This is a genomic window from Gardnerella sp. DNF01144 (genome assembly GCF_049244245.1).
In the GTDB taxonomy this organism is placed as follows: domain Bacteria; phylum Actinomycetota; class Actinomycetes; order Actinomycetales; family Bifidobacteriaceae; genus Bifidobacterium; species Bifidobacterium piotii.
Genome location: NZ_CP058390.1, coordinates 905981 through 929259, shown reverse-complemented (window position 1 = coordinate 929259; position 23279 = coordinate 905981). Strand labels below are relative to the sequence as shown.

The 23279-nt window shown below is 36.6% G+C and carries 20 protein-coding genes; 15 read left to right on the top strand and 5 right to left on the bottom strand.

The annotated features are described in order from the left end of the window. Positions 1-86: 86 nt before the first annotated feature. Positions 87-257, bottom strand: a complete 171-nt coding sequence (locus tag HXT36_RS03720) for an ORF6N domain-containing protein (protein ID WP_223293480.1) — start codon at positions 255-257, stop codon at positions 87-89. 651 nt (positions 258-908) lie between these two features. Between HXT36_RS03720 and HXT36_RS03715 the strand changes: the two genes are divergently transcribed. Further along, entirely contained in the window at positions 909-2066 is a 1158-nt protein-coding gene (locus tag HXT36_RS03715) for a hypothetical protein (RefSeq protein WP_421778598.1), read from the top strand. 309 nt (positions 2067-2375) lie between these two features. Here HXT36_RS03715 and HXT36_RS03710 read toward each other — a convergent pair whose 3' ends face one another. Next, positions 2376-4268, bottom strand: a complete 1893-nt coding sequence (locus HXT36_RS03710; RefSeq protein ID WP_421778597.1) for a PfkB family carbohydrate kinase — start codon at positions 4266-4268, stop codon at positions 2376-2378. Between the two features lie 197 nt (positions 4269-4465). Here HXT36_RS03710 and HXT36_RS03705 point away from each other — a divergent pair, with 197 nt between their 5' ends. From HXT36_RS03705 to HXT36_RS03660, 10 genes are all read left to right on the top strand, one after another. After that, complete coding sequence (locus HXT36_RS03705) at positions 4466-5122, top strand: ECF transporter S component (RefSeq protein WP_032813263.1); 657 nt, start codon at positions 4466-4468, stop codon at positions 5120-5122. 91 nt (positions 5123-5213) lie between these two features. After that, a complete protein-coding gene (locus HXT36_RS03700) occupies positions 5214-6035 on the top strand; it encodes an energy-coupling factor transporter transmembrane component T (protein ID WP_032815135.1) in 822 nt (273 codons plus the stop codon). Next, positions 6032-6904: an energy-coupling factor ABC transporter ATP-binding protein gene (locus HXT36_RS03695; protein ID WP_004133372.1), complete on the top strand. Its 873-nt coding sequence runs from the start codon at positions 6032-6034 to the stop codon at positions 6902-6904. The genes HXT36_RS03700 and HXT36_RS03695 overlap by 4 nt, the downstream gene beginning before the upstream one ends. Then, positions 6901-7704: an energy-coupling factor ABC transporter ATP-binding protein gene (locus tag HXT36_RS03690; protein WP_421778596.1), complete on the top strand. Its 804-nt coding sequence runs from the start codon at positions 6901-6903 to the stop codon at positions 7702-7704. Before HXT36_RS03695 ends, HXT36_RS03690 begins: the two co-directional genes overlap by 4 nt. Before the next feature lie 5 nt (positions 7705-7709). Then, on the top strand, positions 7710-8411 hold the full coding sequence (locus tag HXT36_RS03685) for a phosphoribosylanthranilate isomerase (RefSeq protein WP_421778595.1): 702 nt from the start codon (positions 7710-7712) through the stop codon (positions 8409-8411). Continuing rightward, positions 8404-9372 carry a carbohydrate kinase family protein gene (locus HXT36_RS03680; RefSeq protein ID WP_421778594.1) on the top strand — a complete coding sequence of 323 codons (969 nt, stop codon included), beginning with the start codon at positions 8404-8406 and terminating at the stop codon, positions 9370-9372. Before HXT36_RS03685 ends, HXT36_RS03680 begins: the two co-directional genes overlap by 8 nt. A 76-nt stretch (positions 9373-9448) precedes the next feature. Further along, positions 9449-10432 carry a nucleoside hydrolase gene (locus HXT36_RS03675; protein ID WP_004133365.1) on the top strand — a complete coding sequence of 328 codons (984 nt, stop codon included), beginning with the start codon at positions 9449-9451 and terminating at the stop codon, positions 10430-10432. Positions 10433-10512: 80 nt separating this feature from the next. Further along, a complete protein-coding gene (locus HXT36_RS03670; RefSeq protein ID WP_421778593.1) occupies positions 10513-11226 on the top strand; it encodes an HAD family hydrolase in 714 nt (237 codons plus the stop codon). 2 nt (positions 11227-11228) lie between these two features. After that, positions 11229-12434, top strand: a complete 1206-nt coding sequence (locus HXT36_RS03665) for an iron-containing alcohol dehydrogenase (protein ID WP_421778592.1) — start codon at positions 11229-11231, stop codon at positions 12432-12434. A gap of 159 nt (positions 12435-12593) precedes the next feature. Then, entirely contained in the window at positions 12594-14039 is a 1446-nt protein-coding gene (locus tag HXT36_RS03660; RefSeq protein WP_016635358.1) for an MFS transporter, read from the top strand. A gap of 315 nt (positions 14040-14354) precedes the next feature. On the opposite strand, the gene HXT36_RS03655 is transcribed toward HXT36_RS03660, so the two are convergent. From HXT36_RS03655 to HXT36_RS03645, 3 genes are all read right to left on the bottom strand, one after another. Beyond that, the gene (locus HXT36_RS03655) at positions 14355-15539 is read right to left on the bottom strand and encodes a GDSL family lipase (RefSeq protein ID WP_421778591.1); all 1185 of its coding nucleotides are present in this window, start codon (positions 15537-15539) and stop codon (positions 14355-14357) included. 75 nt (positions 15540-15614) lie between these two features. Then, positions 15615-17645 (bottom strand): family 20 glycosylhydrolase, encoded by a 2031-nt coding sequence (locus HXT36_RS03650; protein WP_119529199.1) that lies wholly within the window; start codon positions 17643-17645, stop codon positions 15615-15617. Between the two features lie 99 nt (positions 17646-17744). After that, positions 17745-18884, bottom strand: coding sequence for an ROK family protein (locus HXT36_RS03645; RefSeq protein WP_421778590.1), 1140 nt, complete (start codon positions 18882-18884; stop codon positions 17745-17747). A gap of 279 nt (positions 18885-19163) precedes the next feature. Here HXT36_RS03645 and HXT36_RS03640 point away from each other — a divergent pair, with 279 nt between their 5' ends. The 4 genes from HXT36_RS03640 to HXT36_RS03625 all read left to right on the top strand — a co-directional run bounded on the left by HXT36_RS03640 (position 19164) and on the right by HXT36_RS03625 (position 23279). Beyond that, positions 19164-20117: an ROK family protein gene (locus tag HXT36_RS03640; RefSeq protein WP_421778589.1), complete on the top strand. Its 954-nt coding sequence runs from the start codon at positions 19164-19166 to the stop codon at positions 20115-20117. 75 nt (positions 20118-20192) lie between these two features. Next, positions 20193-21476, top strand: coding sequence for an ABC transporter substrate-binding protein (locus HXT36_RS03635; protein WP_016785565.1), 1284 nt, complete (start codon positions 20193-20195; stop codon positions 21474-21476). Beyond that, entirely contained in the window at positions 21476-22447 is a 972-nt protein-coding gene (locus HXT36_RS03630; RefSeq protein ID WP_421778588.1) for a carbohydrate ABC transporter permease, read from the top strand. Before HXT36_RS03635 ends, HXT36_RS03630 begins: the two co-directional genes overlap by 1 nt. Further along, complete coding sequence (locus tag HXT36_RS03625) at positions 22437-23279, top strand: carbohydrate ABC transporter permease (RefSeq protein WP_016635532.1); 843 nt, start codon at positions 22437-22439, stop codon at positions 23277-23279. Before HXT36_RS03630 ends, HXT36_RS03625 begins: the two co-directional genes overlap by 11 nt.

The following is a 23279-nucleotide window of genomic DNA, read 5'->3' as shown; positions in this document are numbered from 1 at the left end:
GGAAGTCTACTTCCAAGTTTAGTGCAAAATGGTAAAAGTTGGAAGTCTGCTTCCAACTTACGCAAAACTAGATCATGTTTGGAAGTCTACTTCTGACCACTCTGTAATGCCGTTAGTATATAAATACTCTGATTAGTAAAAGCATAAGGTGTTGACCTGCTTTTAGAACTAATATTTGCGGTCAAAAAATTTGATTGCAAATATTTCAACTCAGATTTGTTTAATTGAAACATAAAGTTGTTATCAAATTTTTCTATGTTATTTTTACTTGCTGATTGAACTCTCTTGTACTGTACCCATAGATTTCAGCAAGCTCAAAATCAAGCACAAAATAACATACTTACTGCAATAAATTATGACCGGAGCGCTGAGCTTGCTCAGGTTAAAATCACACCGTGCTTTCAACGCAAGCGGGGTCTGCTGCGTCTCGATTGACGCAGCAGATGTGACGCACTTTGTACCAAATTAGGTCAAATTTGGTACAAAAAGCGGAAAAGGCAGGTCGTCGCGCGGCAAAGTGATATTGCTTTTGATACAAAAAAGACCGCAGTGACGAGACTGCGCGCTTGGACCTCGCGAGCAACGCGACACACCCGAAAAGTCTTTCCTTAAAAAAACCTGGGAAAATTCTTCAAAAACCTTGAAATGCATATTTTTACGGTTTAAGCGTTGTTTATCCACAAATTTTACGGCAATGTGGCCTTTATTGTGGATTAGTTTGCGTATAACATCATTTTTTTCGGTTTAGCATGTGTTGCTGGGGCTTGACTTTTTCAAACGGGGGGGGGGTATGTTAATAGCAAACATGGCCGCACCTAGTTTGGCCGTGTGCCACAGTCCGCTTTTGGATTGTGGAGCAAATTTTTCTATGCGCCCCTAACGCATAGGAGAAGAAGAAAGGAAATAAAATGATGAATAAGAAGGCTATCGCCGCTTTCGCTGCTGGCGCAACTTTGCTTGCCGGCTTTGCAATGGCAACCCCAGCATTCGCTGCTGATGCTCCTAAGACTCCTGAAGCTGCAAAGACTCCAACGACTGCTGATTTAAAAAAGCAGTATGATGAGGCTAATAAGACTCTTAAGGGCATGACTAAGCCAGATGAGAAGAAGGATAAGCCAGCTGATGTAACTGATCCAAAAGTTGTTGCTTGCCTTAAAGATGAGAATGGAACTAAGGTTCTTGACACATCCAAGGAGAAGACAGCTGTGGCATCGGATTATGCAGCAGCTAAGAAGTATGCAGATGACTTGGCTGCTTACAATAAGAAGGTCAAGGATTACAACGATCAGGAGCAGAAGGTCAATGATCTCCATGCTCAGTATCTTGCTTCCTTGGAGAAGGATGCTAACACTCCAAAGGGTGAAGATCCATCTGATGCTGATTACACTGCTGCTTTGCAGGCTGCGTCTACTAAGCTTCAGGCTGCCGATAAGAACGTTCGCGACGCTTTTGCTAAGGCTAACAAGCTTGACGGTGAGTTGAAGGCTGCTAAGGCTAAGGCTTCTGCTGCTTTGAAGGCTTATACTGATTTCCAGAATGAGCATTCCGATGATATGTCTAAGCGTGATGCGGCTACACTTGGTCGCTTGCAGAAGGCTAAGGAAGATGCTGACGCTGCTGTATCTAAGCTTGAGGGCAAGGTTAGCGACGCCAAGGGCAAGTATGATGAGGCTTTCGGCAAGTATGATGTGGCTTTCGGAGCTTACGAGAAAGCGTATGGTGATGCTAAGAATCATAAAGAGTCTTTGGTTCTTGGTTTTGTTGCTCCAGAGACTGCTAAGTTGCTTCGTAGTGACTTCCAGTATGGTGTTGGTTTTGTAGGCTCTTCTGATCCATTCGTTGCTCCTGGTGCTCCAGCTGGCCAGCCAGGTAAGCCAGGTGCTCCAGCTGCTGGCGCAAACGGTGCTGCTGGTAAGGCTGGTGCTAAGACTGAGGTTGAGAACAAGAAGGACAAGGACAAGCGCGGTAACACCCACACTGGTACTGGTGTTGGCGTAACTTTGACTGCTTTGGCTGCCACTATGCTTGCTGGCATGGGTGCTGCTGTTCGCAAGGCTCGTCACTAAGCACTGCGCGCGCACTGGTGTTCGCTGGTGCGCGTGTAAAAAATAGGCTTGCGTTAGGCGGCGGCGCGTGTTTTGCGTGCTGCAGCTTGCACGCGGGGTTTAGAGTTTGCTCGGTTTGCCGAAATTTCCTTTTCTTACCGTGTAGGTTCTTTATTCTGCTTGCAGGTGCTTAATGCTTGTTGCTAGAGATGGTTTTCCGCTAGGGACGGGATTCTGTTCTTTAGTTTTAAAGGCTTGTTAGGTTTCTAACAAGCCTTTTTCTTTTACGTGTTTTGCCCACAATGCGCTGATTATAACTACAAAAAGCGTCTACTGGTTTATCAAACTGCTTTTAGGCATAGTTATACTTGTTTCTAAAGTATATTTGTCTATAAAAGATGGTGTTATCTCTTCTCTAGAATTCGAATAATTTGCAGCGTAGGCCGCAATTTCTGCTGCTTGGTTTGTGGTGTAACCATATAGCATATATGCTGCTAGTGCTGATACAAAAGCATCACTGCAGTTGCTATACTTCTCGATGTTGGGTTCGTTGCTATTTACTATTTTTTCTTCTTTGTAATCAGATAGTAAGTATCCTTTATGCAGCATATTTATAATTACTGTTTTTACGCCTTTATTTATAAAAGATGAGGATTTTTCTTTTGCTATTTCCTCAATTCGATCAGTGTTTTTACTATCTATATTCGTAAATAAAATATCTATTTTATCTATTATTTCTTTCGGTATGTTTTCGGATGAAACATGATTGAATATGATTTTTGCACCAGCTTTTTTAGCGATTTTGCACGCAGATATTATTGCATCGACAGGTATATCTGATTGAATTATGCAATATGCTGTGTTTTCAAACAAATTAGCTCTATCTTGTATGTTTGATTGATTTAATGTGCCATTTGCGCCAGATATTACAGATGTTATTGAATCTCCGCAAGCGTCTACTAATGTGTACGCTTTTCCAGTGTGAGATTCATGTTTGCGTATTACGCCAGATGAATCTATTGCCCATTGTGAAAGTGTTTTATATATTTTGTCTGCATCCAAGTCGTATCCAACATTTCCTATTAGGGTTACACGTTGGCCAAGGTTAGATACTGCTATAGCTTGGTTTATTGCGCTACCGTTTGGATAAGTTTTAGAAGTTTGAACATTAATGCTTTCATTTTTACTTGGCAAATTTTGCACAGATAGGCATGTGTCTAGGTTAATAGATCCTATAATTGTTATCTTTTGTTTTCTTAGCTGAGATGGTGATCCTATAGTTCTTGTGTTGTCCAGATGGAATTCTTGAACGAAAGAAGTCTTTGATTCATGTCTTTTTTCTATTTCGTCTATAAGCTTGCTGCACAAGTATGACCCAAAATCAGCGTTGCGGATTGTATATGTAGATATTTCAGAGTTTTTTGCCAATATAGGCTGTTCGTTTGTGTCGTTTTTTATGGATACGAGTGACACGTCCTCGGGAATGCTTCTATTTAGAGAAGTCATTAACTGTTGAAATTCTAAAGCTTTTCTATAATGAGAAGACACGAGCGCAGTAATAGAGTGATCGCTTATTTTTTCTACTAATTTGTCGTTGAGGTCAAAAAATATTCTGCTTTCGTCAAAATCGAGGTGATGGTCAAATAAGCATGATTTGAATCCGTTAAGAAAATCTTTTGTTCTTCTTCCATCTGTCATTAAGCATCCTATTGATGTGTGGCCATGCGATATTAGTTGTTCCGTCAGTTTATATGCCGCATCTAAATAGGGCAATAATAGTGATTCGTCGCCTCCTATTGATCCAATAGTTAGCCATGGTATCTCGTGTTCAATTCCTTTTAATTTATTAAAGCTTTCTTTGCTTACTGGCTCCCATATAACGCCGTCGATTTTGTGCTTGCTAAGTGCGCTTATATTTTTACTTTCTTGTTCTATGTTTGAATAGCTATTGAAAACTACTGTTCCATAGCCTGATTGTTGTGCTGTTTGTATTATTCCGTCTAAAGTTGTGTCAAAAGATATTGAAGATCTAAGAATTACTGCAATATGCCAAGTTTTTGATTGCGACGATATTTTTGCATATGGAGTGTAGTGATATTGTCGTATTACAGATAAGACGCGCTCGCGAGTTTCAGAACTGATTGAATCATCTTTACTGTTAACAATTTTTGACACAGTTGATGCTGAAACTTTGGATAATCGAGCTATGTCTTTAATGTTCATTTGATTCCTTCTTTTTTGTCTTCAAAGATATAGTTTATTCATAACTGTGCATTATTGACAATAAGTATTTATTATTCTAAGATGAATTATGAAAACTGTTTAGGAAACAATTTTCATACAGTGTTGTTTTGTTGAAATTTTGAAAGAATTAACAACTTTGCAAGACTTATCAACATTTTGTTGAAGGGTGGTGCATGATGGCAAAGAAGCTATTATTTATTGAGAATATTAAGAATCAATTCTCAACTAAATCGTTAGTTTTGATTCCTATTGCAGTAGGTATAAATCTTATTGGCGGTACTCTATGCTCAACGCTAAAGCTCCCTCTGTTTCTAGATATGATTGGAACTATGGTAGTTGCCTGCTTATCGGGACCGTGGGTTGCTGCCTTAACTGGGTTCTTAACAAATGTATTTTTAGCATTGGTGGCAAATCCAGTTAATTTACCTTATGCGGTAGTTAGCGTTTTATGTGGTCTTGTTGTTGGTTATATGGTTAAGGCAGGTTTATTCAAAAAGTGGTGGGGTGTTCTAATTGTTTGGGTTGTTGTAACCTTAGTAAACGCCGTTTCTGCATCACTTATAACAGTATTTGTTTTTAGTGGAGCAACTGGCATTAATGGAACCTCGGTTCTTACTGCAACGCTTGTTGTAGCAATGAAAAATATTTTTGCTTCTGTATTTTCATCATCAATTATTGAGAACCTATTAGATAAGGGAATTGCTGTTGCTGTTGCCTACTTTATTGTTAAAAAGGTGCCTAAGAGGTTCTTAAGTCAATATGCTGCAGGCAATTCAGATGATTCGGATAATTCTGATGAATCAGATGAATATGATGAAGATTCTGTTGATTAATTAGTTTTTTGGCGAAGAAGCTGATTTAACAATCTTGAATCAGCTTCATGGTTTTATGGTTTCATAAGTTTAACGAGGGAGTTATGTTGCAATGAGTGATAATAAAAGTTGTTTAACATGGCAGCGTTGCGATAATAATCCTGTTTCTATGCTGAATCCTATAACAAAAATAATTGCTATTTTTACTTTAGGAATCTCATCTATGGCATGGCCAGATCCTTGTCTAGGAATTGCATTTATTGTAGTTCTTTTTGTTGTAGCAATTATTGCAAGGATTGTTGTTCCATATGTAAAACTTATGTTTGGCTTTGGAATACCAATGACATTAATGCTTATGTTTATACAAGGGCTATATAGTCCCAGTAATAAAACCTTTATAGCGGATTTTGGATTTGCAAAACTTGGACTTGAAGGAATGATTTATGCGGGAAGAGTAGTAGTTACTGTTCTAGTATTTTTGGGCAGTTTTTACATTATGAATAAAACTACTTATATAGGCAGTATGGTCGCTGCTTTAACTGGTATAGGTCTTCCTGCAAAAATAGGTTACTTAGTTTTAGCAAGCTTAAATGTTGTTCCGCAAATGCAAAGACGAATGTCTGTTATTAGCCAGGCTCAAAGCGCTAGAGGGTTAAAAATGTCTGGAAGTGCGATTGGCAGATTGCGTGCGCTAATACCTTTACTTGGGCCTGTTGTTTTAAGCTCTTTGACTGATGCTCAAGAGCGAGGAATGACATTAGAAACGCGTGGCTTTGGTGTAAGTGGAGTAAAAAGAACAAGCATAGTAGAAGTCCAATGGAGAGTTTATGACTCAGTTTTGACTTACATGTTATTACTAATTCTTGCTATCTCTTTAGTCTTGTCTACCTGTTTCTATGTTGGAATTATTCCTTATTATGGGGGTCTAAAATGAATAATATTCTCTCCGTAAAAGATTTTTCATATAGATACAGCGGTAGTAAGAAAAGTGCATTAAAACATATAAGCTTTGATGTTAAAGAGGGAAGCTTTTTATGTATCATAGGCGCTAACGGATCTGGTAAATCAACATTATGTAATGCATTAGTTGGTTTAATACCGCATTATTTTGTTGGCAAATCGCGTGGAAAAGTGGTTGTTGACGGCAATGATGTTTCTTCTTCTAGTGTAGCTAAACTTTCTAAAACAATCGGTCTAGTATTTCAAAATCCGTTTAATCAACTTAGCTACACTTCGGGCACTGTTGCAGAAGAGCTTGCATATGGATTATGTAATCAAGGTGTTGCTCGTAAGGAGATGACTGAAAAAGTTATTCAAGTTGCAGAATTAATGCGTATAAGTGATATTTTAGACCGAAATCCTCTTGAGCTTTCGGGTGGACAGATTCAAAGAGTTGCATTTGGATCAACTTTTATTATGGAACCTAAGATTTTGGTTTTAGATGAGTGTACAACACAACTTGATCCACTTGGCAGCGAGGAGATTTTTGACATTGTAAAACGTCTCAATAATAGTGGCGTAACTGTGATTATGGTTGATCACGATATGGAGCGCGTTGCAAGGTGCGCTGATACTGTTATGGTGCTGGATAATGGCGAAGTTTTTACAAGTGGATCGCCTTATGAAGTATTTACAAATCCAGATATTACTAATCACGGAATTGAACCTCCAGATTACGTAAAACTCGGTTTTGCTATTGCTAATTGCGGAGTAAATGTGACTAAAATTCCTATCACTGAGAATCAGGCAGTTGATCTTGTTAAAAGTAGCATACGTTCTAATAAAAGTGAGGTTAACTCATGAAGTTAGATGTTATCAATCTTGTGCACGAATATAAATCGGGGCACAAAGCACTTGATGGTGTTTCTTTTAGCATTAGCGGCAACGAGCCTGTTGCAATAATTGGTCAAAATGGCGCTGGTAAAACAACGCTTGTTAAGCATTTTAACGGTATTCTTAAAGCAACTTCGGGCAAAGTCTTAATTGATGGGATAAATGTTGATACTAAAGATGCCTCTGAATGGGCTTGCGAAGTTGGGTATGTATTCCAAAATCCAGATGACCAGCTGTTTTTAGAGAGTGTTCGTAAAGAATTTTCGTTTGGTCCAGAACAAATAAAAATGGATTCAAAATTAATCGAAGAACGCATGGAATTAGTGTCAAATCTTGTTGGTCTTAACAATAAGTTAGATATCCATCCTTTTGACCTATCTTTAACAGAGAAAAAATTCTGCACTATTGGCGCAATACTTATGATGGATCCAAAAGTCATTATTTTTGATGAGCCTACATGTGGTCAAGATGTTTTAGGAAATCTACGTCTTAAGAAGATTATAAAGACGCTGCAATCTCAAGGAAAATTGTGCATAACAATATCGCATGACATGAAGTTTGTTACGGAGAATTTTAGTCGAATAATTGTTATGCAGTCTGGAAGAGTTTTGTTAGATGGGCCAGCAGAGAAGGTGTTTTCTCAAACGGATATCTTGCGATTATCTTTTGTAACTCCTCCACCGATTACAAGAGTTGCGCAAAAAGTTGGTATGAATGGCACTCCATTTACTGTGCCAGCGTTTGTTGAATTGTTTAACAGTGAAAGGTGAATAATATGGCTGACGTTATTGTACAAATTTATGGAATTAGGACTGTGGAAGATGCGCGTATGGTTGTAAGTCTTGGCGCTAAGCATATTGGCGTAAGCTATGGGCATATTCAACATACTCCAGGTCAGTTGTCTTGCTCGCAAGCAAAAGAGATTTTTAATGGAGTACAATCAGGTGCCGTAAGAATTGGCTTAACATGTTCGGAGAATATAGACGAAATTAGTGAAGACTTAAATTTAGCAATGCCAGATGTTTTGCATTTATCTGGAAACATAGAAGGTATAACTCCTGAACAAGTTGGTGAGTTAAAAAGTAGGTTTCCTGAGCTTCTTATTATGCAAGCTATACCTGTTCTTAAAGGCGTTCCTTTAGAAGAGCAAAAAGTTCTCCAATATGTTAAAGATTATGAAAAAGTTTCCGACTTCTTTTTAATAGACACAAAATCGCCAGATGCTAACGACATAGGCGCAACTGGAATTGAGCACGATAGGTCTATTGATAAGGAGATTATTGACTCTACATCTGTTAAATGCATTATTGCTGGAGGCCTTGATGCTTCTAATGTTGCTGATGCGATTCATGATACTAACCCGTATGGTGTTGACTCATTTAGTCTTACAAATTACAAAGACGAGCGTGCAAATACGTTGAGATGTAAGGATCCTGTAAAAGTGGAAGCTTTTATTAAGGCGGCGTTAAATGCATAATGTTATTGTTGTTGGCGATGCAAATGTAGATATTATAGTTCCTTATCCGCGATTTTTGAATGAGCAAAGAACTATTGTTAAGTATCCTGATGTATCTATTCAAGGTGGAGGTACTTCTGCCAATACTGCTGTTGCGCTTTCTAGATTAGCAGTTAATACATCTTTTGTTGGTTCTATAGGGAATGACCAATATGGTCGTTTTGTTTTAGATGATTTTGCTAAGGAAGGCGTTGACACAACCTATTTACGCACGCATGCTGAGTTAAATACCGTTGGAGTGTTTGCATTTGTAGATGAGTTTGGTGAAAGGTATTTGTGGGGTTGGCCAAGAGAGAGCCAATCCTTTAAAGTGCTAGATATTGATGATCGCATTATGAATGCTGTTAGAAACTCTGATTGGATTCATTCTTCTGGTATGTGCCTTGTGTATAACAATTCTGCAAGAGATTCTATTACGCGCATATTTAGAGAGGCTTATAATTTCGGAATTCCTACTTCATTCGATTTGAATTTACGAGTTGATAATGGCGTATTAAATCCTGATTTTTATGATGCTTTGATGGGAATAATGCCATATGTAACTCATTTATTAGGTTCTGGTCCAGACGAGTTTTCTTATTTAGGAGATGATACATGGGAAAATAATGCAAAAGATTTATCTGTTAACGGACGTACAGTTGTTGCAAGAGATGGTGCAAACGGCTCTATAGGATTTAAGAATAGTAGCGTTATATCTGCTCCACCGTTCAATGTTGATGTTGTAGATACTATAGGTGCTGGCGATATTTATAACGCTGGTTACATAAAATCTATGTTGGATTGTTCTAATATTGAGCGATCCTTGCTGTATGGGAATGCTGTTGCTGCGTATTCAGTAGCGCATAAAGGTGCTAGGAATTCTCCTAATATCAATCAAATTAATGAATTTTTGTTGCATTATGATGTAAAAACTTTCAAATAACAATTGAGGTTATTGATTAATAAATAATGCAATAAATAATAAGTTACCAAACAATATGATAAGGAAGTCATTAATAATGAGTAATAAAAAGAAAGTAATTTTGGATTGTGATCCAGGTCATGATGATGCATTTGGAATAATGATTGCGGTTAAGCATCTTAATGTTCTAGGAATTACAACAATTGGCGGTAATAGTCCATTAGAAAATGTGACGACTAATGCAATTAAAATTCTTGAAGTTTTAGGCGAGGCAGATAATATTGGTGTTTACCCTGGGCATAGTTGTCCTATGGTTGCGCCTCTTGTTACTGCGCCTCAATTCCATGGTGTTACTGGTCTAGATGGTCCAGTTCTTCCAGATCCTGTTCATACGCCACAGAATAAGCATGCTGTAGATTTTATTGTTGACACAGTTATGAGCACAGATGATGTAACTCTTATAGCTACAGGTCCGCTAACAAACATAGCATCTGCAATAAATAGAGAACCTAGAATTGTTGATAGAGTCAAAGAAATATGCATCATGGGTGGTTCTGTTACTTTTGGAAATTGGACTCCATCGGCAGAATTCAATATTTTTGTTGATCCAGAAGCAGCATCTAGAGTGTTTAATTCTGGAATTCATGTAAAAATGACTGGAATTAATTTAACTCGTCAATGCGATCTTAAAGCAGAGCATGTCGCTAAATTTAGGCAAATTGGAACAAAAGCAGCAATGTTAGCTGCTGATTTAACTGAATTCTTTATAGGAACATGTGCTGAAGAAACAAATCTAACAGGCGCAACAATGCATGATGCTTGTGCTGTAACATGGGTTGCTTTCCCTGAACTTATTAAGGCTGTTCCAATGCATATTGACGTTGAGCTTGATGGAAAGCTAACAAGAGGAATGACTGTATGTGATTACAGACATCTACGTGGCGAAAATCCAGCTGTTGATTTAGAGCGTACTCCAACTATGGAGCCAAGAGGCAAAGAGCCTAACGCAGAAGCAGCTCTTGAGCTAGATTTCCCTGGATTTGTAGATATGCTTTACAAGACTCTTGAAAGTTATAACTAATTTAGTTTTAGAAACAGTATTAAGAAACGCTATTTAGAAACATTGTTCATTATTAACAATCTATAAAGAAAGGGCTTGGGATGAGGTATAAATTGATCCTTTGGGATTTTGATGGAACCATAGCCAGTACAAGCGAAGACGTGTGGCGTTCCATAAACTATGCCGCATGTGCTTGTGGGTCTAAGCTTCCTGAAGGATTTATATCTAATAGTTCTAATTTGAGTAAGTCAACATTAGAAATATTTAAGTACCTCATCCCATATCCTGGATTTGAATTTTATAAAAAATTCGATTCAGATATTAGTAATCATTATAGGAATTTAAATAATTTTCATAGTACGCACATGTATGCGGGTATTGCTCGGCTTATTTTGAAACTTAAAAAATGCGGAGTAATAAATGCAATAGTTACGAATAAGCCATTGGATGCATTGGAAAAGATTTTGAATATAAAAAAATGGATTGAGCTATTCGACAGTTGGATTTCTCCAGATTCTTTGTATTCTGAATCGAAAGTTTATATGAGCAAGAAAGAAATGATTTCTTTAATGATTAGTAAATATAATATTAGCCCTTTTGATTGTGTATATATTGGAGATTCCTATAGCGACGTTGAGTCTTCTAGAGAAAATTGTGTTGATTGTATTGCTGTATCTTATGGAGACGGTGAAAGCTCTGCATTGAAGTTGGCCAGGCCAAAGTATTTAGCTAATTGCGTAAATGACATTTCTTCAGTTCTATTTTCTTCTGATATTGCAAATGAAGAAAGAAACTCTTTGCTGGAGGTTCGGTAATCATGATTAATAATTTTGATCTTTGCATTGGAACTAAGTTTGTGTTTGGCAGGAATGCTCAATGTAAAGTTGGAAAAGAATTAAAAGATAGAGGTATATCTAAGGTTCTTCTTCATTATGATGGGGGAGAATACCTTTCACATATTCTTTTTGATATTAAAAATAGTTTGCATAAATACAATATTGATTTTGTTGATCTTGGTGGAGTTGAGCCAAATCCGAAGCTATCGCTAGTTAGAAAAGGTATTGAAGTTGTAAAAAATAATTGCATTGATGGCATCGTTGCAATTGGAGGTGGTTCGGTAATTGATTCTTCTAAAGCTATAGGTATTGGAGCTGCTGGTAATTGTGATGTATGGGATTATTTTACTGGGTTTGCGAAAGTAAAGTCTAGTTTGCCAGTGTTTTCTGTGCTTACTTTGCCTGCGTCTGGTAGCGAATCAAGCAAAGTAGTGGTTATAAATAATGACTCTGAGCATCTTAAGCTGCTTATATCTAATACAATAGTCAGACCTGTTGTTGCTTTTATGAATCCAGAGCTAACTCTTAGCGTTCCAGCATATCCAACAGCATGCGGAATAGTAGACATGTTTAGTCATATTTGCGAAAGATATTTTAGCGATGATAACGATTTCGGGGTAGTGGATTCAATGTGCGAGGGCGTTCTGCGCACTCTAATTTCCATAGGTCCGAGCTGTTTGGAAAATCTGGAAAACTATGATTTGCGTGCGCAGATTATGTGGATTTCAACAATTGCTCAGAATAATACTTTTAGTATTGGTCGCAATGAAGATTGGTCTACGCATACGTTAGCGAATGAGATTAGTGCTCTATATAACACTCCTCATGGTGCAACATTATCTATAATCATGTGTTCATGGATGAAGGTTGCTTCTAGCAAGAATGCTAAGAGATTTGCTAGATATGCAAAAGAAGTGTTTGGCATTTCTACTGAAGCAAATGTTAGCACTGTAGATAGTGAATCTTATTTAGTAAATAAGGGAATTTTGGAAACTGAAAAGTTTTTCAAATCCTTAGGTATGCCTACGAGTTTTGAAGATGCGGGTTTGCCAAAAGATGGAATCGATAAGATGCTGAGTCAAATTGAGTTCTTTGGTGAAGATAATTCTATAGGTTCCGTTGCAAGGCTAAATCCAGATGATTGTAAAAAAATATATCAGCTTTCTATGCATAGGGAAATCTGTTAGAAAATTCGTTTTTTAGTGGGTATTGCTGATTTAGCTGATTTATAAGTAAATGTTGTTGACATAAGTCAAATGAAGATTTGTGCCAGCGATGCTGCGTCAAAAATATAGGCGTGGCAAAAATATTCCATTTAATTGGAAGAATAGAAGAAAGGAATAGCCATGACTAAAGTTGAAGTCAGTGAGCGAACTAATGGCATTCCAGTTCCTGAAGAGGGAACTGAAGAGTTCGCAAAAATGAATAAAATGGCAAAAGTTGCAATTCCTGTTGTGCTCGCTATTTTTACTCTTGGCGTATTGCAGCAGCAGGCTTTTGGAATGATTTACGTAAATATTGGAGACCAGCTAAAACAAGCAAACCTTGCTCCATTAATCACGTCTTTGCCAGGAATTGTCTTGGGTATTGTGTGCGTTATTTATGGTTCGCTTGGTGATTTTGTGTCGCTAAAGAAGATGATGACATTAGGAACTGTTGTGTTTGTTGCTGCATCGGTTCTTGGATGCTTTGGTCATCTTAATATTTGGATTGTAATTATTGCTAGGATTTTACAATCTGCTGGATGGCAAGTTTCTGGCTCTATATTCTTGGTGCTGGTTTCTAAGTATGTAGAAAAGAAGAAGCGAGTTATTTGGTACGGAATATTTGTTGCAGTATTCCGTGCTGCTGCCGCTTTAGGTGTGTTCCTTGCAGGATATATGACCCTAGTTGATTGGAGAATTCTGTTTGGCATTGGCGTGTTGGCAGTGTTCTTGCTGCCAGTATTGCGTAAGAATCTGCCAGATGAACATTGCAAGGGCGCAAGGATTGATGTTATTGGCTTTGCGCTTATAGGTCTATTTGCAGCATCTGTAACTATGTTCTTTACAGATATGAATTATTTCTGGCTTGCTGCTTGCGTGGTGACGTTAATCGCATTTGTTGTTTATATAAATAAGGCTAAGAACCCATTCATTACACCTAAGATGCTTACAAATCCAGCATTTGCAATGACTATGGTTGTAATCTTTGTTGGATACTTCTTTAGCTACACTTTGAATGCAGGATGCAATGCTATTGGATTAAATGTTTATAAGATTGATTCTTCCCAAGTGTCTAATTGGCTTGTTTGGTCAATCATCTTAGCTGCGATTATGGGATTTGTTGCTGGTCCTATTATTCAAAAGATTGGACGCAAAGCTTCGGTAATTCTCGCTCTTGCGTGCATGGGATGCGGCTTGATTGCAATAGCTATTTTGATTCCTGCAGGTCAGATTTGGGCGCTTGCTGTTGCTCCGTGCATCTACTACTTTGGCACTTCATTCTTCTACCAACCAATTGTTGATACTGCAACTTTGACAGTAGAACCTGAAGAATCTGGTAGAGCTTTAGGATTTAATGATTTGCTTCAAGCTATTACTGGTTCGATTGGTGTATCGTTATTCGGACAGCTTATGGCCAATGGCTCTATGAGCGGAGGATCTATGTTTGGAACAGCAAGCGGCCTTGCTTCCACATATGCAAACGTGTTTATGATAGGCGGAATTATCGTTCTTGCAGCTATGGTTATTTTCATCTTCTCTATGAAGATGATTTATAGCCATTCGCACGTTGAGAAAGATGAGGCGTAGTAGAGTCAGGTATTGTAGTCAGGTATTTTAGTAAATAAATTATTTATTGCCGTATTTAACTGTAATTGTTAAATTGCAGAGTATTAGGCATTGTTGAAAATTTTAGAAAGGTTTATAAGCAATAAAAGCCGCAGTGGATTTTCCGTTGCGGCTTTTATTTTTGTTTGTTCTGCGCGCGACGACCTGGCTGTGCGCTTAGAGCGCGCGAATCGACTATTTTGTGTAGTGTGTTTGTATAATGACATGCCGTAAATTTGTTACAATCGCACTACATAAACCTATTGTAGTACGTACTTTTTCTTTGATTTCCATCCTTTACATCAACTGTTTTATTTTATTGATTAAGATTTGCGCAGCATTTTTATGTGCTATTTTTCCAGGGTGACTGCATGCGCCAAGATTATTATCGCTAGTATTTTGTAATTCAATATAGAATATTTTCTTGTCGCTCGTTTTATTGCAGAAATCATTAATGGATTGTTTAATAAGATTCTCCAGCCTATTTCCAAGCATCCCATAGCACCAAATTATGGTTGAGTCTGGGTTAATATTTCTAACTGTTTCTAATAGGTTATTTACGCCGTTTTTAACTATCTTTGCAGACTCATTATCTAAGAAGTCATTTTCACTTGAGTTTAGAGCATTTTTATCTAAACTTAACTTGAATTTTTTATGTGTTTTCGGGTCTTCCCACTCGTTTGCAAGGCAAGCTGTGGCGTCGTTTGTTCCAAGATTTATAATAATAAAATCAGTGTTGTTTACTGGTTTATAGCTGTCGTTGCAGCCAAATTCAATGTTTTTCCCTTGAGCAGGTTTACAAATTTTTGAGTATATATTTGTTAATGTGCAATTAGGATTATTTTCGCAGTTGCAAACTATTCCCCAGCCTGCTTGAGATATTACGCTAAAATCTGCATTTAAGGCGTCTGACACTATTCTAGGGTATCCATTCCAAGCGCTAAAAATGGCAGAGCAATATTTCTGTATACTCGCATTCGCGCATGCTCCTTCTGCGCTTGTTATACTGTCTCCTATAAATTCAAGAGTTAAAGATGGTTTTTCTGGATTTCTAAAAGTTCCATCATATATGACTTTTTCTATAACAAAAGTTTGAGTCGGGTCTTCGTGCATAAATTGTGTTTCTTTTAGCAAACGTATTTTATGATATTTGTTATCTTCTAAATCGTTAGACAATTGGATTAAGTTAATGCCATTGTTAAGTGCTTGTTTGCTTATTTGGCACCCATCTATGTCTACGCTTACCCAAGGTTCATATTGTGTGTAAGATGACTCGATTACAACTTTTAGTGAGTTTCCTGAATATAAAAATTCAACGCCGCTTCCAGTCCAGTAAGTTGAATAGTATTTTTTGTTTCCACAAGGATTTTTTACATTATTATATCTTCCTAAAACTCTATGTTTTACATCGAATATGTTAGATATTTTTAATCCAGAGTCTAGAATTGCTTGTTCGTTGATTGAGCAGTTTGTGTTATTCATAAAAGCCTTCATCTTGTATTTATAATTTTCATAAAATAGTCATCGGATAATAAACAGTAATAAAAAGTAATATATTTAATTGGAATTTTTTAGCAGCCAATCTATGTACCAATCAAAAACTTGTCGAATCCTGTACAAGTCTGCAGATTTTCCTATAGAATTCCACCTATTTGCATATTGAACAAACCAATTGTTTATAGTCTGTACAAAGTAAGCTACTTGGTCTTTGCTTATTTTACTGCTGCTATTTGAATATTCTGCGCTTGCGTTAAGAATATACAATCCAAGGCTGTTAAGTATTTGCTGGCCTTGAATGCTTAAAATTGTTGTGTTTATAAAGTCTTTATTTATTCTTTCTTTGAGTGTGTAGCATTTGGAACAAGAGTACGTTTTATAAAGATCATTTATGCATTTGTACAATGTGTTGTTGTATTTTTCTGCATTTAATATTTGTTGATTTCTATCAGTCAAAAACTGTTTTCTTGCTTCTTTTAGAGATATGTCTTTTTTGAATCCTAATAAGAATAAAACATCTTTGTTTGAATTGCCATTATCATCAAGCTCTTTAAATTGCACCGCGTCTGACCAGCTAAATGCTTGTGAGTGTGATGCTTCTTGAAGAATATTGCATAATTGAGGGCAAACATTATCGGTAAGAATATTGCTTATATCTTTTAATAAGGTATTTAGCGAATTTATATCTGTAAAATCGTGTTCTACATTGTTTTTACTTATCTTGCTAGATCCCCATGAGTATTGAGCAGTCATAATCAAATAAGGCAAAGAGAGAATTGGGTCATTTATATGACCATAATCTCCCCAGTCTGTGAGTAATAATCCATAAGCGTTATTTTTGTGAGCATATTTACACATTTTGGATATGTTGCTAATTGCACAATCAAAATCTGGTATTAGCCTATTCCATGTTTGTGTTCCAGGGCATACGTATTGCTGTGCGTTTTGATTACGTATTAATTTAACACTATCTTCTGTAACGTTTGCTGCATAATTCCAGTTTGCAAAAATAACATTTTTTGGAATGGCGCATAACATATTTGGATGTTTTAATGCAATATCTGCATACATTATTGGCTGTGATCCTATTTCTTGTAACGTATTGCATAATTTTTGAACGTAAGATGAATATAGGTTTGCTACGCCATCTTTTTGCGCAATTTCTTTGCTTTCTCCGCAGCCAAGATCAAAGGTTTCATCTGCACCAATGTTGAATTTATTTGATCTAAATAATGCTGCATAATCTTTAATTCTTTTACTTATGAATGGTATTGTTTGTGGGTTTACAGGATTAAATGTGTGATGCAGCATTCTTTCTACAAAGCTAAACGGCCTTTGTGATTGGCTAGGGAATTCGCCAAGATTTTTATAAGACGGACTTCTTAAAACTTCGTACATATGACCAAAAGTTGCCATAGTAGGAACAAGCTCAATTCCTCGGTTGTAGCAATATTCGTCTAGTTCAATAATTTCACTGCATGTAAGTGGAGTATGCTTAATCCACGATTCAATAGTATTTTCTAAATCAATAGTATGCTCAACATAAAGCTGTAGTTGGTTATATTTGTATAAGCACAATTGATCTACCAAAATCTTTAGCCAAGAAAGCTTAGGTATTCTACCTCTTGAAACGTCGTAAGAGTATGCTCTGACTGGTATTTTTGGAAAGTCTTCAATTTCTATTAAAGGCATACTTGTTCCAAATTGTTTAATTAACTGTCTTATAGTTTGTATTGCAAAACAAATACTCTGAATGTCTTTAGCTTCTACAGTGATTATTGCACGATTTGTTCTTGGTTGATTATTTGCTAATGACGTATAAATTTTATATTCTTGTGCGCAAAGATCTTTGTTTATTGATACATTTATGGCGCTTTTATAGCCATCCCCGTAGCTAACATTCCAATCAAGATTAAATTGATTTTTTAAGTCTACGCATAACTGTTTTCCAGCAGTAGTAATTCTTGTATCTGGTTTAATATTTTTGAAACTAATATAGCTTGACTCTGGAAGAGTTGTGGAGTCATTTCCTGTAATTTCTAATTTTTGTGGATAAGGCACAAGTATGATTGTTGATTCTTTTATATCCATGATTAATGCTTCTTTGCTATTTTTGTTTAAGTTTTATCTTTTAATACATACAATATGATTAAAGATTTTTATTGGTAAATATTGGTATATTTTCGTATATTAAAGATGCATAATTCTGTTTTGAATAACAGAAATGCATTCTCCAATAAGAGTTATGTCGTTATTACACGTACAGCGTCTTACTGTGCACGAATGTTTTGGATTATAAGGGCCGTACTCTTGTATGGCTTCTTCCGTTGCGCTTATAAAGACTTTGTTTACAATGTCGGATGGTCCATAAATAACAACATCTGTTAAGTCTAAAAGATTAATAGTTGTTGTAAGAGCTTTTCCTAAATAATGTCCAGCTTCTGTTAGTATGTCTATTCTTGCTTGATTAGATGTGAACATTTTTTTATGCAATATTTCTGCAGATATATATGTTTCTAAACATCCCTTTTTTCCACATGTGCAAGTTGGACCATTAGAGTCAACGGTTATATGACCGATTTCTCCTGCAGAATTGTTTATGCCAGTAATTATTGCGTCATTTATTAATATAGATGCTCCAACGCCTAGTGATAATTGTATAAATATAGTGTTTGATACTCCGTTGCCGAAAAATCTTTCTGCTAGAAGTGCGCTATTTGTATCGTGGTCAATAATAATAGGGCAGTCAAAATATTTGTTTAATTCTTCTTTAAGATTTATATTTTCCCACTTAAGATTTAATGAACGTATAACTTTTCCGTTGTTGTCTACAATTCCAGGAACAGCAATGCCTATCCCTAATATATTATTGTTTGATTGCTTTATAAGAGTTTTGCACAATTCAACTATTTTGTCTGCGCTAACATCTGTGTTTTTGTATAGTGATATTTCTGATCGTTTTAATATATCTCCGCATAGGTTGAGGATTGCGCCTTGTATTAAGCATGGTTGAGAAATGTCAATAGCTATAATATTCCAATAAGTTGCATCAACTTCTAGTAATGTTCCTCTTTTACCACGTTCTATTTTTGATTCATGCCCACTTTCTATAAGCATGTGGTCATCTAGCATTTCGGATACAACGGTAGAGATTGATGCTTTTGAAAGTTCGGTCTTTCTTACAAGCATTGCTCTAGAGAGTATTTGCTTTGGGAATAAATAATTGAATACTAACATTCTATTATTTATTCTTGCATCTGCGGGTAGTGTTTTTTGAGAAACCGTCATCAGCTGATTTATCATCGACTGGGGTATTTGGGTATCTTCCATATTGCATCCCATCTTCAAGCCCTTTTATTTTTATATGTTACATATTATCAGATAAATATATAGTTTGGAACATATACTAAAAGATGTTTTTAGAAATTATTTTTTTGAATTTACGTTTTTTTGTATTAATAAGTTATATTGCGAAACGCCTTTATTTTCAATGTTTTTTGATAAATATTATAAATGGTATTGCTTTTTTATTTTTTAGTGCAATAATTGTACTTAATCCAATAAATATGGACTTTACTTCAAGGTAGAGGTAATTGTAAGGAGTTTATTATGGCACTTGATTCGCCAATACGTATAGGTGTAGATGTTGGTGGCACAAAGGTGCTGTGTGCAGCTTTTGACACGCACAATAAGCCTATTGCGTATTCTCAAGTGTCTACTCATCAAGGAGAAAAAGAAATCGTTGATGAGGTGTGTAATCTCATATCAAAAGTGATTAAGCAAGTTAATAATATATATGGAAAGGAAGTTGATTTAAGTATCGGTATTGGAGTACCTGGATTAGTGAATCAAAACACTGGTTGCGTATGTGAATCTGTGAATTTGGGATCGCATAATCTAGATTTCAAATCTGAAATCTTAAATAGATTTGGAATAAATGCCTACATTGATAACGATGTTAATGCTGCAGCATTTGGTGCATACCATTATTATGGAGCAAATTCAAGCAGCTTAGTGTTCTTGAATTTAGGCACTGGTGTTTCGGCAGGAGTAGTTATTAATGGGTTGCTTTTCCACGGTTCAACTGGGATTGCAGGAGAGATAGGACACATAGTTGCAGACAAAAATGGTGCAATGTGCCCATGCGGTCAGCGTGGGTGTGTAGAAACAATAATATCTGGAAGCGCTTTAGCGCAAATGTGGCCTACCAAAAATGGATATCCTATTGCATCGTTGCTAAGAGAAGTCTCCAATAAAAATGAAAAGGCTGAAAAAGTCTGGCATAAATTCATATTCACGCTTGTAAGCACAATACAAATGCTCACAGTAACTTTTGACCCAAAAATTATTGTTATCGGCGGTGGCATAAGCAAGATAGGAACAATTTTATTAAAGGATATACAAAAAGTTATTGGTGAACTTGAGACAAAATCGCCATTTTTGTCCTCATTAAATATATCTAATCGTCTAGTGATTGCAGATCAAGAGGTGTTTTTTGGTGCGTTAGGAGCAGCTCTTATCGGCAATCACAATGACGATATAAAAAAGGAGGGAAATAATTAATTACATACATTTTCCAACTAGATATTGCTAATACGTAACTGTTAATACATAAATTGATTTCAAAGGAGAAACATTATGAATGCTATTGGTAAAGGTGTTATTGCTGGATGCGTCTCAATCGCAGCCGCACTATCGTTATGCGCATGCGGTTCTTCTGCAAATAATTCCGAATCTTCTACAGTATCTTTCCAAACTTGGAACCTTAAGAACGATACTTACACTCCATATTTTACAAAACTTATTAGTGAGTTTGAAAAAGAAAATCCTGGAGTAAAAGTCAAGTGGGTCGATCAGCCTGCAGAAAACTATGATTCAAAGTTATCTACGGATGCTGCAGCTGGTCAATTGCCAGATATTGTAAATGTTAATGAACAGCAAGCATACAATCTTGCAAAGTCTGGAGCGTTGCTGAATCTTAGTAAAGAAGCTGCAGGAATGGCCAAGGACTATTTGCCTCAGGTTTGGGATGGATCTAAATTCTCGGGCAATGGTATTGACGAAGGAGTCTATGGATTCCCATGGTACTTAAATATTGATGTTGCTTATTTGAACAAGGATGTTTTTGCTAACTGCGGTCTAGACATTAATAAGCCGCCAAAAACCTACAATGATTTATTTGATCAGGCAAATACGGTTAATGAAAAATGCGGTGGTAAGAGCTACATGATTGCTGTTCCATACGTATTCCCTTCGCAGTTTGAAGAGTATGGTGTTAACTTCTTGAGTAAAGACAGATCAAAGTTTACATTTAACTCTAGCAAGGGTGTTGAGTATATTCAGCATTATGCAGATCTTTATAAGAAGGGTGCCATTCCTAAAGATGGAATGAACGCAAACATAATTAACGCAGAGAAACTATATTTCCAAGGAAACATAGCGTATATGCTTGATTCAACTTCTTCTGTTGCCGCATTTAAGGCAAATGCTCCGCAAGTCTATAAGCAACTTGATGTAGCACCATTGGCAACAAACAAGAAGAATACACTTAACCCAATGCTAATGGCAGTAAATTCTCAAACAAAGAATAAGAAAATGGCTTTGAAGCTCGCTAACTTCTTAACAAACAAGAAGAATCAAGTTGAGTTTTCTAAGAAGTCAAATACTTATCCTTCTGCAGCTGGCGCAATGGATGATCCATTCTTTAAGAGCATTGACGAATCTACTATAGAAGGCAAGGTTCTTAGAGTTGCTAAGGAAGAAATTGACAATGGTACTGTTGCAAACTTCCCACCAGAGATCTCCGATACTGACGGCGTAAACTATCTATCTCCTGAATTAACTCAGGCAATTCAAGGAGAAAAGGGAGTTAAAGAAGCGCTTGATAAAGCAGTTGCTGCACTAAACGACAGGTTAAAGTAATGATTTCTCCTATGAATAATCCACAAGCCGAGTCGGCAGTGAGTAGCAGCAATGCTGCTCCTGCCCCTCGGGGCATCTTCCGTAAAAAATTTAACGAAGATGGATGCATATCTTGGTTATTTGTTCTGCCAGCTTTAATCATACTTATATTGTTTTGCATCTATCCGTTTATAAACACTATCTTAAGATCTTTTACAAACGCTAGAATGCTTATACCTGGGCACAATGTTGGATTTGCAAATTACGTAAAACTATTTGGCGATAGTCGTTTTGTAACTGCTATTTTCAATTCTGCTTTATACACAGTATGCGTTGTGCCGTTTATGATTATTTTGCCTCTTATACTTGCTGCTTTAGTGAGTAAAGATTCAAAAATAATAGGATTCTTTAGAACAACCTACTACTTCCCAGTAGTGTTGTCTGCAGTGGTAATAGGGCTTATCTGGACTAACTTGCTCGATACAAGGGGATTAGTTAATTCCATTCTACAGATGATTCACGTAGTAACAGGGCCATTGCCATTCCTTACAGACAGATGGCTAACAATTTTTAGTGCAATGTTTGTAACAATATGGCTAGGTCTTGGATATTACATGATTATTTATTTAGCAGCTTTAGCTAACATAAATAAATCATTGTACGAAGCTGCAGATATAGACGGAGCTGGAATAATGCGCAAATTCTTCTGCATCACAGTACCAGGAGTTAGATCCACAATGACTCTAATAATGATGCTTTCATCTGTAGCAGCATTCCGAGTGTTTAACGAGGTGTATGTAATTACTCGTGGTACAGGCGGAATAGGTGGAAAAGATATAACAATGACGATGCTGATTCAGCAAGAAGGAACAGGATTGAGCGCTCGCACTGGCTATGCTAGTGCAATAAGCGTTGTTCTGTTAATTATTGTTGGTTTTATAACAGTTATTCAGCAAATATTTGTTCATAGGGGTGCTGGAGATGAAAACTAATAACACTCATCGCGTTAGAATCGGAACGATAGTTCAATATTGCATTCTTGTATTAGTGTTCATATTACTAGCTGGTCCATTAGTGTGGGAAATTGCACTAGCGTTTAAGGGCCCTAATGACAATGTTTTTGCAATGCCTCCGTATTTGATTCCGCATGATTTTACAGTGCAAAATTTTGTAAAAGCATTTAGAACAGTTCCTATACTTCACTATTTGTGCAACACCTTGATTGTTGTAGCAATGAATGTTTTAGGTAATATAATCGGATGCTCAATGGCTGGATATGCTTTTGGGTGCTTAAAGTTTAAGTTTAGTAAAATTGGTTATTTGCTTTTTGTTGCCGCAATCATCATGCCATGCGAAGGTATTCTTGTTTCTACATTCCTTCTAGTAAAAGGTATGGGATTAACTAATACTCTGTTTGGTTTGGCTTTGCCTGGTTTAATCGGTCCGTTAAACGTATTGCTTATGGTAAATGCGTTTAAATCTGTTCCGCAAGATTTACTAGAAGCTTCAAAAGTAGATGGAGCGAATATTTGGCAAAGATTCGTGTATGTAGCCTTGCCGCAGGTAAAAGGAACACTTACTGTTATTGGCATATTGTCGTTTGTTGGAAGCTACAACGACTTCTTGTGGCCATTGGTTGCATTAAGCGATGACGATAAATATACGCTTACTGTTGGCTTGAATCGTTTACAAGGAACGTTCTATACGGATCCTAGATTAGTTGCTGCTGGTGCAATAATATCGCTTGTTCCTATAGTTGTATTCTTTGCTTTATTCCAAAAGCATCTTTACAAAGGATTACAAGAAGGTGGGTTGAAAGGTTAA

What these genes read in the sequence shown, in the direction of transcription:
- HXT36_RS03715 (WP_421778598.1), top strand. Translation starts at nt 909, where the DNA reads ATGATGAATAAGAAGGCTATCGCCGCTTTCGCTGCTGGCGCAACTTTG.
- HXT36_RS03710 (WP_421778597.1), bottom strand. Translation starts at nt 4,268, where the DNA reads ATGAACATTAAAGACATAGCTCGATTATCCAAAGTTTCAGCATCAACT.
- HXT36_RS03705 (WP_032813263.1), top strand. Translation starts at nt 4,466, where the DNA reads ATGGCAAAGAAGCTATTATTTATTGAGAATATTAAGAATCAATTCTCA.
- HXT36_RS03700 (WP_032815135.1), top strand. Translation starts at nt 5,214, where the DNA reads ATGAGTGATAATAAAAGTTGTTTAACATGGCAGCGTTGCGATAATAAT.
- HXT36_RS03695 (WP_004133372.1), top strand. Translation starts at nt 6,032, where the DNA reads ATGAATAATATTCTCTCCGTAAAAGATTTTTCATATAGATACAGCGGT.
- HXT36_RS03690 (WP_421778596.1), top strand. Translation starts at nt 6,901, where the DNA reads ATGAAGTTAGATGTTATCAATCTTGTGCACGAATATAAATCGGGGCAC.
- HXT36_RS03685 (WP_421778595.1), top strand. Translation starts at nt 7,710, where the DNA reads ATGGCTGACGTTATTGTACAAATTTATGGAATTAGGACTGTGGAAGAT.
- HXT36_RS03680 (WP_421778594.1), top strand. Translation starts at nt 8,404, where the DNA reads ATGCATAATGTTATTGTTGTTGGCGATGCAAATGTAGATATTATAGTT.
- HXT36_RS03675 (WP_004133365.1), top strand. Translation starts at nt 9,449, where the DNA reads ATGAGTAATAAAAAGAAAGTAATTTTGGATTGTGATCCAGGTCATGAT.
- HXT36_RS03670 (WP_421778593.1), top strand. Translation starts at nt 10,513, where the DNA reads ATGAGGTATAAATTGATCCTTTGGGATTTTGATGGAACCATAGCCAGT.
- HXT36_RS03665 (WP_421778592.1), top strand. Translation starts at nt 11,229, where the DNA reads ATGATTAATAATTTTGATCTTTGCATTGGAACTAAGTTTGTGTTTGGC.
- HXT36_RS03660 (WP_016635358.1), top strand. Translation starts at nt 12,594, where the DNA reads ATGACTAAAGTTGAAGTCAGTGAGCGAACTAATGGCATTCCAGTTCCT.
- HXT36_RS03655 (WP_421778591.1), bottom strand. Translation starts at nt 15,539, where the DNA reads ATGAATAACACAAACTGCTCAATCAACGAACAAGCAATTCTAGACTCT.
- HXT36_RS03650 (WP_119529199.1), bottom strand. Translation starts at nt 17,645, where the DNA reads ATGGATATAAAAGAATCAACAATCATACTTGTGCCTTATCCACAAAAA.
- HXT36_RS03645 (WP_421778590.1), bottom strand. Translation starts at nt 18,884, where the DNA reads ATGGAAGATACCCAAATACCCCAGTCGATGATAAATCAGCTGATGACG.
- HXT36_RS03640 (WP_421778589.1), top strand. Translation starts at nt 19,164, where the DNA reads ATGGCACTTGATTCGCCAATACGTATAGGTGTAGATGTTGGTGGCACA.
- HXT36_RS03635 (WP_016785565.1), top strand. Translation starts at nt 20,193, where the DNA reads ATGAATGCTATTGGTAAAGGTGTTATTGCTGGATGCGTCTCAATCGCA.
- HXT36_RS03630 (WP_421778588.1), top strand. Translation starts at nt 21,476, where the DNA reads ATGATTTCTCCTATGAATAATCCACAAGCCGAGTCGGCAGTGAGTAGC.
- HXT36_RS03625 (WP_016635532.1), top strand. Translation starts at nt 22,437, where the DNA reads ATGAAAACTAATAACACTCATCGCGTTAGAATCGGAACGATAGTTCAA.